The organism is Aeromicrobium sp. REDSEA-S38_B2 (assembly GCF_001628525.1).
Taxonomy (GTDB): domain Bacteria; phylum Actinomycetota; class Actinomycetes; order Propionibacteriales; family Nocardioidaceae; genus Aeromicrobium; species Aeromicrobium erythreum.
In genome coordinates this window covers 1-14227 of sequence record NZ_LUNH01000004.1, presented here as the reverse complement: position 1 = coordinate 14227, position 14227 = coordinate 1, and the positions used below count along the sequence as shown (strand labels likewise).

Here is a 14227-nt window from a genome sequence, read left to right as displayed (position 1 = left end):
CCCCTCGGGGTGGGGGCCTCGTCGCGTCCGGGGTCCGGGCGCACGTGAGACGATCCCGAGGGTGAGCGACTTCCGTGAACGTGCCGCGGCCCTCGACGCCGCCGACCCGCTCGCCGCCTGGCGGCAGCAGTTCCAGCTCGACGCCGACGTGGTCGCCTATCTCGACGGCAACTCGCTCGGACGTCTGCCGCTGCGCACTCGTGAGCGGCTCGCGACGTTCGTGCGCGAGGAGTGGGGCGCCCGCCTGATCCGCGGCTGGTCCGAGGGGTGGGTCGAGCTGCCGGTCGTCGTCGGCGACGAGGTCGGGGCGCTCCTCGGCGCCGCCCCGGGCCAGACGGTGGTCGGCGACTCGACGTCGATCGGTATCGCGAAGGCGCTGCACGCCGCAGCCTCGCTGGCCCCCGGACGCACCCGGCTCGTCGTCGACGCGGGCGACTTCCCGACCGACCGCTACCTCGCCGAGCAGGTCGCCCGCCAGCGCGGGCTCGAGCTCGTCGTCGTGCACCGGGACGCGGAGGGCGACGTCGCCGCGTCGCTGGCCGACGTGCTCGACGAGCGCACGGCCGTCGTGCTGCTGAGCCACGTCGACTACCGCACGGGCGTGCTGCTCGACCTCCTGTCCCTCACGGCGCAGGTGCATGCCGCCGGCGCGCTCGTGGTGTGGGACCTCTGCCACTCGGCCGGCGTCGTCCCGACGTCGCTCGACGCCGCCGAGGTCGACCTCGCCGTCGGCTGCACCTACAAGTACCTCAACGGCGGCCCCGGAGCGCCGGCGTTCCTGTACGCCGCGGCGCGACACCTGCCGCACCTCGAGCAGCCGCTGCCCGGCTGGTGGAGCGCCGACGACCTGTTCGCGATGGCCGAGGAGTACCGCCCGGCCACCGACGCGCGCCGGCTGCTCTCCGGGACCCCCAACGTGGCGGGGCTCGTCGCCGTCCGCGAGGGCGTGGCGATGGTCGCCGAGGCCGGGGTCGAGGCCGCGCGGACCAAGTCCGAGCTGCTCACCGCCTTCACGGTCGACGCCCTCGACGCGCTGGGCGAGCGCGGGATCGCGCTGCAGCTGGTCACGCCGCGCGAGCCCGACCGGCGGGGGAGCCACGTCACCGTCCGGGTGCCCGACGCACGGGCACTCACGGCGCGGCTCACCGAGCGTGGCGTCGTCCCCGACTTCCGCGAGCCCGACCTCCTGCGGCTGGGCCTCGCGCCGCTCACGACCTCCTTCGCCGAGCTGCACGCCGGGCTCTCGGTGCTGGCCGAGGAGCTCGCTCACTAGGCTGGGCGCATGACGACTCGCGTAGCCGTGCTGGGCGCCCAGGGGCGCATGGGATCGACGTCGGTGACGGCGCTGGAGGCGGCCGAGGGGCTCGAGGTCGTCGCCCAGGTCGACGTGGGCGACCCGCTGGAGCGGGTCACGGAGCACGAGGCCGACGTCGCGCTCGTCTTCACGACGCCCGACGTCGCGCTCGAGCAGGTGCTGTGGTGCGTGGAGCAGGGGGTGCACGTCGTCGTCGGCACCTCCGGCTTCGACGGCGACCGGCTGCGCGCGGTCAGCGACGCGGTCGAGCAGCGCACCGACGTGAGCGTGCTCGTCGTCCCGAACTTCTCCATCGGCGCCGTGCTCCTCATGCGCTTCGCGGCGACCGCCGCACCCTTCTTCGAGTCGGTCGAGATCATCGAGATGCACCATCCGGCGAAGGTCGACGCCCCGTCGGGCACGGCCGTGCGCACCGCCGAGCTCGTGGCCGCGGCCCGTGCCGAGGCCGGCTCGGACCCGGTGCCCGACGCGACGACCACCGACCCCAACGGCGCACGCGGCGCGAAGGTCGACGGCATCACCGTGCACGCCGTGCGCTCGCGCGGCTTCGTCGCGTCGCAGGAGGTGCTGCTCGGCGGTGAGGGGGAGGTCCTCTCCCTGAGGCACGACTCCTCGACCCGAGAGTCCTTCATGCCGGGCGTGGTCACGGCCGTGCGGCACGTGGCGGACCGGCCGGGCGTCACGGTGGGGCTCGACGTGGTGCTCGGGCTCGACGCGTGAGCTGGGAGTCGATCTTCAGCGCCGGGCTCACCGACGACGAGGCGCGAGCCTGGGGGGCGATGGCGTCGGAGCTGCGTGCCTTCCAGGACGCCCTGGCGGCCGCCCGGTTCGACGCCGACGTGGCCTCGCGGCTGGCCGACGACCTGCGGGCGTGGCGTGAGCGGCTCGCCCCGCTCGGCGGCGAGGAGCTCGAGCAGGTCAACGGACGCGTCCCGCAGCTTCCCGTCCGCGGGCACGCGATGCTTCCCGAGATCCGGATGCACACGCGCGACGCCTCGCGGGTGGCCGGGGACGTGACCTTCGGACGCTGGTCGATGGGCGGCGGCATGGCCGTGCACGGCGGTGTCGTCTCCCTGGTCTTCGACGAGGTGCTCGGCATGCTCGCCGCCGCGCAGGCCCAGGCCATCACGCGCACGGCGTTCCTGCGCACCGACTACCGCGCCCTCACCCCGATCGACGTCGAGCTCGAGGTCGAGGCCTGGATCGAGCGCGTCGAGGGTCGCAAGATCACCGTCCGAGGGGAGATCCGGCACGGCGACGTCGTCTGTGCCGAGGGCGACGCCCTGTTTCTGCGGCTGCGTCCCGAGCAGGGGCTCGGCACGCGGACGACCTAGCCGACCGCACGGAGCAGTGCCGCCGTGAGGGCCGCCGCGACGACCATCGGCAGGAACGGCACCCGCAGCGCCAGCAGGACGGCAGCCACGCCGAGGCCCGCCAGCCGCGCGTCGACGGTGAGTCGCTGACCGTCGGCGAGGACCTGCACGGCGACCAGCGCGCCCAGCAGCGCCACCGGGATGAGCGCGACCGCGCGCTGCGTCGTCGGGTGCTCGAGCACGCGATCGGGCACGGACAGTCCCGCGAGCTTCAGCGCGTAGCAGCCGGCGCACGTGAGCACGATGCCGATCCAGAGGGCGCTCACGTCGGCGCCCCGTCTCGGGCGCGACCGAGGAGCAGCCCGGCCGCCACCGCCAAGGCCCCACCGGCGATGATCGGCAGCCCGGCGGGGGTGAACGGCACCAGGCCGGCCGCCACGGCGGCGCCGCAGAGCGCGACGAGGCGGGGGAGCGGTCCGCCCAGACGCGGCCACAGCAGACCCAGGAACGCGGCGCCGACCGCGGCGTCGAGGCCGTAGGCGCGGGGGTCGCCGATCGCCGTCCCGGCCAGCGCGCCCAGCAGGGTCGACAGGTTCCAGAGCACCAGCACGGACATGCCCGTCCACCAGAACCCCAGCCGCCCGAGGGCCGGGTGGCGCTGGGCCAGGGCGACGGCGGTCGACTCGTCGATCACGAGGTGCGCACCGAGCAGGCGCCGCACACCGTGCAATCGCAGCACCGACGCGATGCTCAGGCCGTAGAACAGGTTGCGCGAGCCGAGCAGGACCGACGTCACGGCGCCGGTGACCGGTACTCCTCCGGCCGCGACCACGCCGACGAACGCGAACTGCGACGCACCCGTGAACGCGAGCAGGGAGAGCACGCAGGTCTGCAGGACGTCGAGCCCCGAGGTGGTGCCGAGCGCACCGAAGGAGACGCCGTACGCGCCGGTCGCCGCACCGACCCCCAGGGAGTCCACGACCACGCGACGTCGGGCCGCGCGGTCCGGACCGGCTGCGTCACTCATGCCTCGACGAGCGACGTGACGAGCCGGACCTGCTTGACCGTCCGCCCGCCGGCCTCGTCGGCGAGCTCGCGGTGCGCCCCGTCGGCCGTCCAGCCGGTGCCGACGACGAAGGCGCGCAGCCGGTCGTCGGTGGTCGGCACCCACCAGCGCGCGCGGACGAAGTGGTCGGCGCGCAGCGTGTCCACGGCGGCCTGGAGCAGGCGCGAGCCGTGTCCCGCGCCGCGGTGCTGGGGATCGACGAGCAGCTCGCCGACCTCGCCGTCGGCCACCCGGTCGGCGTCGGGGTCGTGGCACGGGTGCACGAAGGCCACGCCGCGCACCGTGGCCTGCTCGAGTGCCACGAGCACGCGGGCCCTCGCGTCAGGTGGGGAGCCCAGCAGGCGTGCCCACGCCGGTGCCAGGTCGACGTCGGGGACCTCGCCGAGGGCAGCGCCCCACGCGGAGCGCTGCACCTCGGCGATGGCTGGGGCGTCGTCCGGCCAGGCGAGCCGGACGCTGACGTCGGCGCCGCTCACCGGGTAGCGCCGCTCGGGCGTTCGACGACGACGCTGCCGCCGCCGGCCGCGGCCACCTCCGCCAGCCGCAGCGCGGCGAGGGCGGGGTGGTGGTCGAGCACGTCGGCGACGTTGGCGAGGTGTCGCACGGCCGCGCTCTGCCCCCGCGCCTCCTCGAGCGCCGCGACGGCGCGGTGGCGGGCCACCTCGGCGGCCTCGACCGCCCGGCGCACCTCCGCCGGCGGGAGCACGTCGGTGACGCGCAGCGACGTGGCTTCCGCCCCGACAGCGCCGAGGGCAGCCGCGAGGGCGGCGGGGACGTCGTCCTCGGGCACGCCCGACGCGAGGCCGGCCAGGTCGGACGCGGCCACCACGTCGCGCACCGCGCGCCGCGCTGCCTCGTAGACCACGGCCTTCGGGTCGAGCGCCACGGCGTGCCAGGCGACAGGGTCGACGACCCGCCAGGTCAGCGTGGCACCGACCTTGACCCGCAGGCCGTCGGAGGTCGGGACCTCCTGGGTGGCGAGGCCGAGCAGACGCTCACGCACGTCGACGACGTGCCGCACGGTCCGTCGGCGGCGCAGCCGGTGACGGCCCGGTCCGAGGACGTCGACGAGGGCACCGTCGCGGTGCACCAGCACGCGCTCGTGGGGCTGGACGGTGATCTTCACGATGGTCCTCTCGGGTGGTCGTCGGATGGTGGATCGGCGCGGGACGGCCCCGTGCAGGAGGCGGAGGACCCGGAGTCCTGCAGGGCCTCGCGTCCAGGTGCCCCGGGAGGTCCCGGGGCTGCCGGCCCGCGCCGACGAGGGGAGTTGAACCCCACCCGCCGTGGCGGGATCACCAGGAGTGTCCTGTGCAGGGACGTGAGCGAGGTACGACACGTGGGACCGGGGCGGTGACGACCGCCGGGCCACTGATCCCGCTCGGCACCCAGTATGGACCGGGCGTCGCGCGGGCTCCAAGCCCTTTCACCAGGACCGGAAGCTCTCGACCAGCCTCGAGTCGGCGCCCTGGGCGTCGAGCATCGCTGCCGTCATCGACAGGTTCCGCAGTCCCGGCCAGGTCTCCCAGCCGAGGAGGAAGAGACCGGGGACGCCGACGAGCAGGATCGTCCACCCACCCCACGAGCCGACGAAGGCGACCAGGATCGAGACCAGCACCACGGCCTCGCAGAAGACGAGCTTGCGGACCGTCTGGGCCGCGAAGATGCCGACGGCACGCCGCTGGTTCTCGGCGGGGTCGGCCTCGGGGTCGAGCGGCGACGACTGCAGCCACACGCGCTCGGAGAGCACCGCGGCGGCCACGAGCCCGAGGCCGAGCACGCCGAGCAGCCACCACGGCGGGAGGTCGGCGTCGGTGCCGCCCAGCGCCAGGAAGATCAGCGTCATGAAGGCGGCGGTCAGGACGATCTGCAGGAGGGCGAAACGGCGGACCTCCTGAGGCGAGGCCTCGTACTCGGCGAGGGGCACGCCCAGAGTCTCGCACGACCGGGACGGTCGTGGGGGCGAGTATCCTGCGAGTCATGCAGGCCTACCTCGATCTCGTCCGCCGCGTCCTCGACGAGGGGGTCGAGAAGGGCGACCGCACCGGCACCGGCACGCTCAGCGTGTTCGGGCACCAGATGCGCTTCGACCTCTCCGAGGGGTTCCCGCTCGTCACCACCAAGAAGATCCACCTCAGGTCGGTCGTCGGGGAGCTGCTCTGGTTCGTCCGTGGCGACACCAACACCACGTGGCTGCGCGAGCACGGCATCACCATCTGGGACGAGTGGGCCGACGCCGACGGCGAGCTCGGTCCGGTCTACGGGCACCAGTGGCGCAGCTGGCCGACGCCGTCCGGCGAGACGGTCGACCAGCTCGCCCAGGTCGTCGAGGCGCTGAAGGCCGACCCCGACTCCCGGCGCCACATCGTCAGCGCCTGGAACGTCGCCGACCTGCCCGCCATGGCGCTCGCGCCGTGCCACGCGTTCTTCCAGTTCTACGTGGCGCCGGCCGACGACGGCGGACCCGGCCGGCTGTCGTGCCAGCTGTACCAGCGCTCCGCCGACGTCTTCCTCGGCGTGCCGTTCAACATCGCCTCCTACGCGCTGCTGACGCACATGGTGGCGCAGGTCGCCGGCCTGCGGGTGGGCGACTTCGTGCACACCTTCGGCGACGCGCACCTCTACCTCAACCACCTCGACCAGGCCCGGCTGCAGCTGCAGCGCGAGCCGCGTCCGCTGCCGGAGCTCTGGCTCGACCCGACGGTCACCAGCATCGACGGCTTCGACTTCGACGCGATCAAGGTCACCGGCTACGACCCGCACCCGGGCATCAAGGCGCCGATCGCCGTATGAGCGTCACGCTCGTCGTCGCGATGGGCGCGAACCGGGTGATCGGGGTCGACGGGGCGCTGCCGTGGCGTCTGCCCGAGGACCTCGCGCACTTCAAGCGCCTCACCCTCGGGCACCCGATGGTGATGGGACGGACCACCTACGACTCCATCGGTCGGCCGCTCCCGGGTCGCACCACGATCGTCCTGACCCGCGACCCGGACTGGTCGGCGGGGCCCCAGGGCGACGGCGTGCTCGTCGCGGCGTCGCTGGAGGAGGCGCTGGCCAGGGCCCACGAGCTCGACGACGACGTCTTCCTCGTCGGCGGCGCGCAGGTGTACGCGCAGGCGCTCGAGCAGGGACTCGTCGACGTCATGGTGGTGACCCGGGTGGCGGCGTCGCCGGACGGCGACGCCTTCTTCCCGCGGGTCGACTGGGAGGCGTGGCAGGAGGTGGGCCGCGTGCCCTCCGTAGGCCCCGAGCCCGACCGGGTGCCGTTCGACATCGTCACCTACCGCCGAGCATCTTGACGTTGTTAAGTTAACCGGGTCATGATGGTCGGGTGACCTACGACCCCCGGCAGCCGGCCTACCGCCTGCACACGCTCGTCGCCGCGCTCGACGCGGCCGCCGACGAGATGCTGCGTGCCGCCCACGGCACGAGCTACGCGCGCTTCCTCACGCTCGTCACGGTGCAGGCGCTGGGCACGCCGACCCAGGCCGAGCTCGCCGCCGCCCACGAGGTCTCGGCCCCCGCCGCGAGCCGCATGGTCCGCACCCTCTCCGAGGCCGGGCTGCTGACCGCGGCGCGCACGCCGGGCACGGGCAACCGCAGCGCGCTCACCCTGACGCCGGCGGGGGAGCGGCTCGTGGCCGACGGCGGGGCGTTGCTCGAGGACGCGTTCGGGCGGCTGCTGGAGGCCGGCGGCGTCACGGTCGACCAGGTCCGCGCCGTGACCGACCCCCTCCTCCAGGTCCTGCGACCGGAGACGGCATGACGCCGCTCGTCGCGACCCACGCCTTCGCGGCCCTGGTCGCGCTCGTCGTCGGCTTCTGGCAGCTCTTCGTCGGACCGCGCGGCACGCGGGGCCATCGCCTGGCGGGACGGGTGTGGGTGGTCGCGATCCTCTACGTCGCCGTCACGTCGTTCTGGATCCAGGAGATCCGACCGGGGCACTTCAGCGCGCTGCACGCCCTGTCGGTCGTCACGCTCGTCACCGTGCCGCTGGGCGTGGTCAGGGCCCGTCAGGGCCGGATCCCCGAGCACCGCGCCGCGATGACCGGCAACTGGATCGGCCTGCTGGGTGCCGGCGCAGCGGCGTCGCTCGTGCCGCAGCGGGCCATCCCGCAGCTGGTCCTCGACGACCCCCTCGCGGCCGTCGTCGCCGGTGCGCTCGTGCTGCTCACCGCCGTCGCGGTGGTCGGCGCAGGTCGCGCGCTCGACGTCGCGGTCGGGCGGGCGCGCCCTCAGGACAGCACGGCCAGCTGACGGCTCTGCGCCACGAGCCGACCCTGCTCGTCCCACAGCTCGACGTCCTCGTCGTGGTAGCCCTGCTGGACGTGGCGGGTCGTGACGTGCAGCAGCGCCCAGGCACTGTCGGGGCGTCGGCGCAGGTGGACCGTGAGCTGGACGGTGGCGGACGCGAGGTGGCCGAGCTCGGCCGTGACCGGCGGGTACCCGTCGACGATGGCGGCCGCTGCCAGGGCGTCGACCCGACGGCCGTCCTTCGGCCGGACCCAGACGGTCGCCTCGGCGGAGCCCGACTGCTCGCCGCGCAGCCAGCCGGGCACCTCGGGCGAGCGGGACTCGTAGCGCTCCACGATGGGCACGGCGCCGGTCGGGATGAACGGCGACAGGTCGGAGCTGTCGTCGGGCCTGGGCACCGCCGGCGCGGCGTGCGGGAGGTGCTCGACGGTGCCGGCCGCGTCCCAGTCGTGCAGGGAGATCACGGCGTGCGCGACGGTGCGGCCACCCTGCTGCAGGGCGGCCTGGTGCACCGAGACGCGCCGGCCGACGCGCAGGGTGGTGACCTCGACCGACGCCGGTCCGGGGGTCGGCGGCTTGAAGTAGCTGACCGAGACGGTGAGCAGGTCCGGGTGGTCCGGCGTACGACGTCATGCGCCGACGGTAGCGGCCCCAGCAGAGGACACAGCGGGGGTGCCGGGCCGTGGGCGGCAGACGACACAGGTGCGGCGGGGATGCTGACGGCGGTCAGCGGTAACCTCGGTCCATGACCTCCCCGCTCGCCAGCGAGGCCGCACCGTTCGGCCGCGTCCTGACCGCCATGGTCACGCCGTTCACCCCTGAGGGGGACCTCGACCTCGACGCGGCGCAGAGGCTCGCGACGCACCTGGTGGACCACGGCAACGACGGCATCGTGGTGAGTGGCACGACCGGTGAGTCGCCGACGACGACGGGGGAGGAGGACGCGCGTCTGCTGGCGGCGGTCCTCGAGGCGGTCGGCGACCGCGCCACGATCGTGGCGGGGGTCGGCACGAACGACACGCGGCACAGCGTCGAGCTCGCCCAGAGTGCTGCGAAGACCGGCGCGCACGGCCTGCTCGTCGTTACGCCCTACTACAGCAAGCCGCCCCAGGCTGGCATCGTCAGGCACGTGCACGAGGTCGCCGCCGCGGGCGGCGACGTGCCCGTCATGTTCTACGACCACCCCGGACGTTCGGGCACGACCATCGCCGAGTCCACCTATGTGGAGCTGCGCCGCAACCCCCTGGTGGTCGCGGTCAAGGACGCGGTCGGTGACCTCGAGCGCGGTGCCTACCTCATGCGCGAGACCGGTATCCGCCTGTACTCCGGTGACGACGCGCTGACCCTGGGCTGGATGGCCTACGGGGCCAGTGGTGTCGTCAGCACGTGCGGCAACATCACGGCGCAGCCATGGGACGACATGTTGGCTGCGCTCGACGCGGGTGACCTCGGCGAGGCTCGCCGGATCAACGACCGCATGATCCCGCTCGTCCGCGCGATCATGACCCTGACGCAAGGCGTCATCGCCGCGAAGGCCGCTCTGCAGCTGCTCGGCGTCCTCGACAACCGCACGACCCGTGCACCACTGGTCGACGCCACCGAGGACGAGGTCGCGCTGGTGCGCGACGCCCTCCATGGTGTCGGCCTCCTCGACTGAACGGACACTCCTTGAGCCACATGCACACGGAGCTGGGGACGCCCCCGGCACTCGGCACGAACACCCTGCGCGTCATCCCCCTGGGGGGCCTCGGGGAGATCGGTCGCAACATGACCGTCTTCGAGTTCGGCGGCAAGCTCCTGGTCGTCGACTGCGGGGTGCTGTTCCCCGAGGAGCACCACCCGGGCGTCGACCTGATCCTCCCCGACTTCGGTCCCATCCGTGACCGGCTCGACGACGTCGTGGCCGTCGTGCTGACGCACGGGCACGAGGACCACATCGGCGGCGTGCCGTACCTGCTGCGCGAGCGTGGCAACATCCCGGTGGTCGGCTCGAAGCTGACCCTCGCCCTCGTCGAGCCGAAGCTGCGTGAGCACCGCCTGCGCGACGTCCCGCAGCACGTCGTGGCCGAGAACGACGTCCTGCACCTCGGCCCGTTCGAGCTGGAGTTCGTCGCGGTCAACCACTCCATCCCCGACGCGCTCGCCGTGGCGGTCAAGACGCCCGCCGGCGTCGCGCTGCACACGGGCGACTTCAAGATGGACCAGCTGCCGCTCGACGGCCGCATCACCGACCTGCGGGCCTTCGCCCGCCTCGGCGAGGCGGGGGTCGACCTCTTCCTCACCGACTCCACGAACGCCGACGTGCCCGGGTTCACGGTCGCGGAGCGCAACATCACCCCGGCGATCGACGCCGTGTTCGCGTCGAGCAGCCAGCGGATCATCGTCGCCTCGTTCGCCTCGCACGTGCACCGTGTGCAGCAGGTGCTCGACGCCGCGGCGAAGCACGGCCGCAAGGTCGCGTACGTGGGCCGCTCGATGGTGCGCAACATGCAGATCGCGCGCGACCTCGGCTACCTGCACGTGCCCGATGGCGTCGTCGTCGACAAGATCGACGCCGCACCGCCGGAGAAGATGGTGCTCATGTCCACGGGCTCGCAGGGCGAGCCGATGGCGGCGCTGTCGCGGATCGCGAACCGCAGCCACCAGCAGGTGAGCCTGGAGCCGGGCGACACGGTGCTGCTGGCGTCGTCGCTGATCCCCGGCAACGAGAACGCGGTCTACCGCGTGATCGACGGCCTGACGAAGCTGGGGGCCCGCGTGGTGCACAAGGGCAACGCCCTCGTGCACGTGTCCGGTCACGCGTCGGCCGGCGAGCTCCTCTACTGCTACAACATCGTCAAGCCGTCGAACGTGCTGCCGGTGCACGGCGAGATCCGTCACCTGCACGCCAACGGCGCCCTGGCCACCCAGACCGGCGTGCCGAACGTCCTCCTCGCCGAGGACGGCTACGTGATCGACCTCGTCGACGGGCACGCCTCGATCGTCGGCGCCGTCGAGTGCGGCTACGTGTACGTCGACGGCTCCTCGGTCGGCGAGATCACCGACAGTGAGCTGAAGGACCGGCGGATCCTGCGCGACGAGGGCTTCATCTCCGTCGTCGTCGTGGTCGACTCGACCAACGGCAAGATCGTCAGCGGCCCGGAGATCCAGGCACGTGGACTCGCCGAGGATCCGTCGGTCTTCGACGAGGTCACGCCGCGCATCGTCGACGCCATCGAGCAGTCGCTGCGTGACGGCACTCACGACACCAAGCAGCTTCAGCAGGTCGTCCGGCGCGTGCTCGGCTCCTTCGCGGGCCGCAAGCTGCGGCGTCGTCCGATGATCATCCCCATCGTCCTGGAGGCGTGACGAAGGTCCCGCGGACTGTTACGCGCCCGAAACGCGCGGGCGCAGGGCGCGAAACACAGGCTGCCTAACGTCGTGGTCAAGAGTTCGGCGCGGGGCCGAACCGTGGTGGGACACCGGTTGCGGCCGGCGGCGACGTTACGCACGTCGCTGCCGGCCGTGCACCGGTTCCGGCAGCGAGGGGGAGTCGCCCGTGGTGATCCGACGTTCCGACGAGGCGCTCCTGGCCTGTTCCTCCGGCCACGCGGGAGTCGCCGAGCGCGCGGCCCTGCAGGCGCTCATCAGCGCCGTGCGTCGCGACGCCCCGTCGGTGGACGTGCGCGACACGCCCGTGGAGATCATGAGCCACGACGAGACCTACCCGCCCGTGCGCGTCGCGGTGCCGCTGACCCTCGTGCCGCACAGCGAGGTGGCCACGGCGCTCGAGGTGGCCCGTGGCCACGACCCCGACCTGGTGGTCGCCCCGGCCCTCGGCCCGGACTGGACCCTGGCCGAGCTGGCCGTGCAGCGACTCATCGAGGCGGGCGCCCGCAAGGACGACACGATCGTGCTGGGCGTCTCCGGCTCGGAGAACGACGGGGCGATCAGCGGCTACTCGCGCATGGCGCGGCTCGTGAGCGCGGTCTGGGGCGGTCCGGTGCACGTCGGCTCGATCGGCGGCAAGGACACACCGCTCTCGGACGCCGTCGACATCGCCCGCGCCTACGGCCGCCGGGTCGTGGTGGCCTCCTACGTGCTCACGCCCGGGCGCGACGCCGACCAGCTGCGCCAGAGCGGCGCCGACCTGGTGACGGCTCCCGTGCTCGACGGCGGCATCCCGGACCGTCGGGTCGTCGACCTCGTCCTCACGCGGTTCCACCAGGCCCTCGGCCTGGGCGTCCCGGCGCTCTGAGTCCCGCACCGCGCAACAGGGGCATCCACCCGCGCCCACGGCGTGGGAACCGCCCGAGTCTCGACCTGTGGTTTAGGCTCGCGCCATGGCGACCCGCACGTCCTCCCCGCCGCGCAAGCGGCCGTCCGGCAGCCAGGCCCGCAAGAAGCCTGCCTCCAGCACCGCGAAGCGCAAGCCCGCGGCACGCAAGCCTGCCCCGCGCACGGGCCCCGGTCCGGTCGCGGTCGTCGTCGGGGGCGTCGCGCGCGCCCTGACGGCGATCTGGCTCGGCATCGCCGGCGCGGTCGGTGCAGTGGCCCGCAGCATCGGGCACTCCGCAGCCGAGCTCGAGCCCGAGCAGCGCCGCGACGGCGTCGGGTTCGGCATCGTCGCCCTGGCGATCGTCGTGGCCGCGTCGGTCTGGTGGCAGGTGCCCGGCGCCGTCGCCGACGGCGTCCGTGCCGCGACCACCGGCTCGGTCGGCCTGCTCGCCTGGGCCGTGCCCATCGTGCTCGCCGTCATCGCCTGGCGCACGCTGCGCCACCCCGACCGCAACGGTCCCGTCGGACGCCAGGTCATCGGCTGGTCCGCCATGAGCGGCGGCGTGCTCGGCCTGGTGCACCTGGCGCACGGCGTGCCCCGTCCCGACGACATGCCTGCCGTCCGTGACGCCGGGGGAGCGGTCGGCTTCCTCTTCTCCGCCATCCCCGTCGACCTCCTGCGCTCGCCGTTCGCGGTCGCGCCGATCCTCGTGCTCCTGGTCGTCTTCGGGCTGCTCGTCGTGACGGCCACCCCGCTGCACGCGGTGCCGACCCGGCTCCGCGAGACCCGCGACAAGGCCCTCGGCCGCTCGGCCGAGCCCGAGGAGCAGCTCGACACCCCTCGCAAGCGCCACCCGCGCACGGTGCCGGACGAGCCCTACGAGAACCCGCTCGTCGACGGACCCGACGAGGACCGCCAGGTCTCGGCGCGTCAACGACGCAAGGCCGAGAAGGCCGCGAAGCAGGCCGAGGCCAAGGCTGCCAAGGAGAAGGTCGTCGCCGAGGCGGAGAAGATCGCCGAGGGCACCGACTGGCGCGGCGGCGCGAACCGGCTGCGCGACCTGCTGGACCAGTGGAAGAAGATCCCGCGGATCGACCGGGCCGGTGACGACGCCCTGTGGCGTCGCTTCTCCACCGCGCGCACCACCTACACCCGCCGCCGCAAGGCGCACTTCGCCGAGGTCAACGAGCAGCGCGAGGGTGCGCGCGTGGTCAAGGAGCGGCTGGTCAAGGAGGCCGAGGCCCTGGCCGACTCCACCGAGTGGGGTCCCACCGCCGGGCGCTACCGCGACCTGATGAAGCAGTGGAAGGCCGCGGGCCCGGCACCCAAGGACGTCGACGACGCCCTGTGGAAGCGGTTCCGCGGTGCGCAGGACGCCTTCTTCGGTGCCCGCGACGCCGAGAACGCCAAGCTCGACGAGGAGTTCGCCGCCAACGCCGAGGTCAAGGAGGCCCTGCTCGTCGAGGCCGAGGCGCTGCTGCCCGCCCTGGAGGGCGACGGCTCGGACCTCGAGGCCGCCAAGCGCACCTTCCGCGACATCGCCGACCGGTGGGACGCCGCCGGGAAGGTGCCGCGCTCACGGATGAAGGAGCTCGAGGGCCGCATCCGCAAGGTCGAGAACGTCATCCGCGACCTCGAGCAGGAGCAGTGGCGCCGCTCGGACCCGGAGAAGTCCGCCCGCGCCGACGACATGGTCAGCCAGCTGCAGGCCGCGATCGATAAGGTCTCCGCGGACCTGGAGAAGGCGAAGGCCGCAGGGCACGAGAAGAAGGTCAAGGAGCTCGAGGAGAACCTCGCCTCGCGCCAGGCCTTCCTCGACATGGCCAGGCGGGCCAGCGCCGACTTCTCCTGAGTGACGGTGGACCCACCCGTGGCTGGTCCACACGCACCGAGGGGCGGGGCCGATGCATCAACATCGACCCCGGCCCCACGGCAAGAGTTCAGAAGCAGGTGCCCGTCTGCGGGCTGCACATACCGGGCACGCCTCCTCCCCCAGGGTTGCCACCGCCACTGCCGGGGGC

At 73.4% G+C, this 14227-nt stretch carries 17 protein-coding genes and 1 pseudogene; 11 read left to right on the top strand and 7 right to left on the bottom strand.

What is annotated here, in order from left to right:
* The first annotated feature begins 61 nt into the window (after positions 1–61).
* The 3 genes from A6Q81_RS00695 to A6Q81_RS00685 are packed head-to-tail and all read left to right on the top strand — an operon-like array spanning position 62 to position 2649.
* A complete protein-coding gene (locus A6Q81_RS00695) occupies positions 62–1273 on the top strand; it encodes a kynureninase (RefSeq protein WP_286689166.1) in 1212 nt (403 codons plus the stop codon).
* A 9-nt stretch (positions 1274–1282) separates the two neighbouring features.
* Complete coding sequence (dapB, locus tag A6Q81_RS00690) at positions 1283–2035, top strand: 4-hydroxy-tetrahydrodipicolinate reductase (RefSeq protein WP_286689165.1); 753 nt, start codon at positions 1283–1285, stop codon at positions 2033–2035.
* Positions 2032–2649 carry a PaaI family thioesterase gene (locus tag A6Q81_RS00685; protein ID WP_286689164.1) on the top strand — a complete coding sequence of 206 codons (618 nt, stop codon included), beginning with the start codon at positions 2032–2034 and terminating at the stop codon, positions 2647–2649. Before dapB ends, A6Q81_RS00685 begins: the two co-directional genes overlap by 4 nt.
* Here the strand turns inward: A6Q81_RS00685 and A6Q81_RS00680 are convergent.
* The 5 genes from A6Q81_RS00680 to A6Q81_RS00660 form a co-directional block, all read right to left on the bottom strand.
* Entirely contained in the window at positions 2646–2954 is a 309-nt protein-coding gene (locus A6Q81_RS00680) for an AzlD domain-containing protein (protein WP_286689163.1), read from the bottom strand. The genes A6Q81_RS00685 and A6Q81_RS00680 overlap by 4 nt on opposite strands.
* On the bottom strand, positions 2951–3655 hold the full coding sequence (locus A6Q81_RS00675; RefSeq protein WP_286689162.1) for an AzlC family ABC transporter permease: 705 nt from the start codon (positions 3653–3655) through the stop codon (positions 2951–2953). The genes A6Q81_RS00680 and A6Q81_RS00675 overlap by 4 nt, the downstream gene beginning before the upstream one ends.
* Entirely contained in the window at positions 3652–4170 is a 519-nt protein-coding gene (locus tag A6Q81_RS00670) for a GNAT family N-acetyltransferase (protein WP_286689161.1), read from the bottom strand. Before A6Q81_RS00670 ends, A6Q81_RS00675 begins: the two co-directional genes overlap by 4 nt.
* Complete coding sequence (locus A6Q81_RS00665; protein WP_286689160.1) at positions 4167–4820, bottom strand: SPFH domain-containing protein; 654 nt, start codon at positions 4818–4820, stop codon at positions 4167–4169. Before A6Q81_RS00665 ends, A6Q81_RS00670 begins: the two co-directional genes overlap by 4 nt.
* 300 nt (positions 4821–5120) lie before the next feature.
* Entirely contained in the window at positions 5121–5621 is a 501-nt protein-coding gene (locus tag A6Q81_RS00660) for a hypothetical protein (protein ID WP_067856800.1), read from the bottom strand.
* A 53-nt stretch (positions 5622–5674) separates the two neighbouring features.
* Here A6Q81_RS00660 and A6Q81_RS00655 point away from each other — a divergent pair, with 53 nt between their 5' ends.
* From A6Q81_RS00655 to A6Q81_RS00640, 4 genes are read left to right on the top strand one after another with little or no spacing between them, the layout of a single operon-like run.
* Complete coding sequence (locus tag A6Q81_RS00655; protein ID WP_067856803.1) at positions 5675–6487, top strand: thymidylate synthase; 813 nt, start codon at positions 5675–5677, stop codon at positions 6485–6487.
* A complete protein-coding gene (locus tag A6Q81_RS00650) occupies positions 6484–6993 on the top strand; it encodes a dihydrofolate reductase (protein WP_286689159.1) in 510 nt (169 codons plus the stop codon). Before A6Q81_RS00655 ends, A6Q81_RS00650 begins: the two co-directional genes overlap by 4 nt.
* A 32-nt stretch (positions 6994–7025) precedes the next feature.
* Complete coding sequence (locus tag A6Q81_RS00645) at positions 7026–7460, top strand: MarR family winged helix-turn-helix transcriptional regulator (protein ID WP_286689158.1); 435 nt, start codon at positions 7026–7028, stop codon at positions 7458–7460.
* Positions 7457–7951: a DUF2306 domain-containing protein gene (locus tag A6Q81_RS00640; protein ID WP_286689157.1), complete on the top strand. Its 495-nt coding sequence runs from the start codon at positions 7457–7459 to the stop codon at positions 7949–7951. Before A6Q81_RS00645 ends, A6Q81_RS00640 begins: the two co-directional genes overlap by 4 nt.
* Here A6Q81_RS00640 and A6Q81_RS00635 read toward each other — a convergent pair.
* Positions 7930–8412 (bottom strand): thioesterase family protein, encoded by a 483-nt coding sequence (locus tag A6Q81_RS00635; protein ID WP_353681399.1) that lies wholly within the window; start codon positions 8410–8412, stop codon positions 7930–7932. The genes A6Q81_RS00640 and A6Q81_RS00635 overlap by 22 nt on opposite strands.
* Positions 8413–8559: pseudogene (locus A6Q81_RS17155) on the bottom strand (acyl-CoA thioesterase domain-containing protein); the annotation flags it as partial.
* Between the two features lie 134 nt (positions 8560–8693).
* Between A6Q81_RS17155 and dapA the strand changes: the two are divergent.
* The 4 genes from dapA to A6Q81_RS00615 all read left to right on the top strand — a co-directional run bounded on the left by dapA (position 8694) and on the right by A6Q81_RS00615 (position 14058).
* Positions 8694–9605, top strand: coding sequence for a 4-hydroxy-tetrahydrodipicolinate synthase (dapA, locus tag A6Q81_RS00630; RefSeq protein WP_286689156.1), 912 nt, complete (start codon positions 8694–8696; stop codon positions 9603–9605).
* A gap of 11 nt (positions 9606–9616) precedes the next feature.
* Entirely contained in the window at positions 9617–11296 is a 1680-nt protein-coding gene (locus tag A6Q81_RS00625) for a ribonuclease J (RefSeq protein WP_502692796.1), read from the top strand.
* A 190-nt stretch (positions 11297–11486) separates the two neighbouring features.
* Positions 11487–12185, top strand: a complete 699-nt coding sequence (locus A6Q81_RS00620) for a sirohydrochlorin chelatase (RefSeq protein ID WP_067856822.1) — start codon at positions 11487–11489, stop codon at positions 12183–12185.
* A gap of 85 nt (positions 12186–12270) precedes the next feature.
* Complete coding sequence (locus A6Q81_RS00615) at positions 12271–14058, top strand: DNA translocase FtsK 4TM domain-containing protein (protein ID WP_286689154.1); 1788 nt, start codon at positions 12271–12273, stop codon at positions 14056–14058.
* Positions 14059–14227 lie beyond the last annotated feature (169 nt).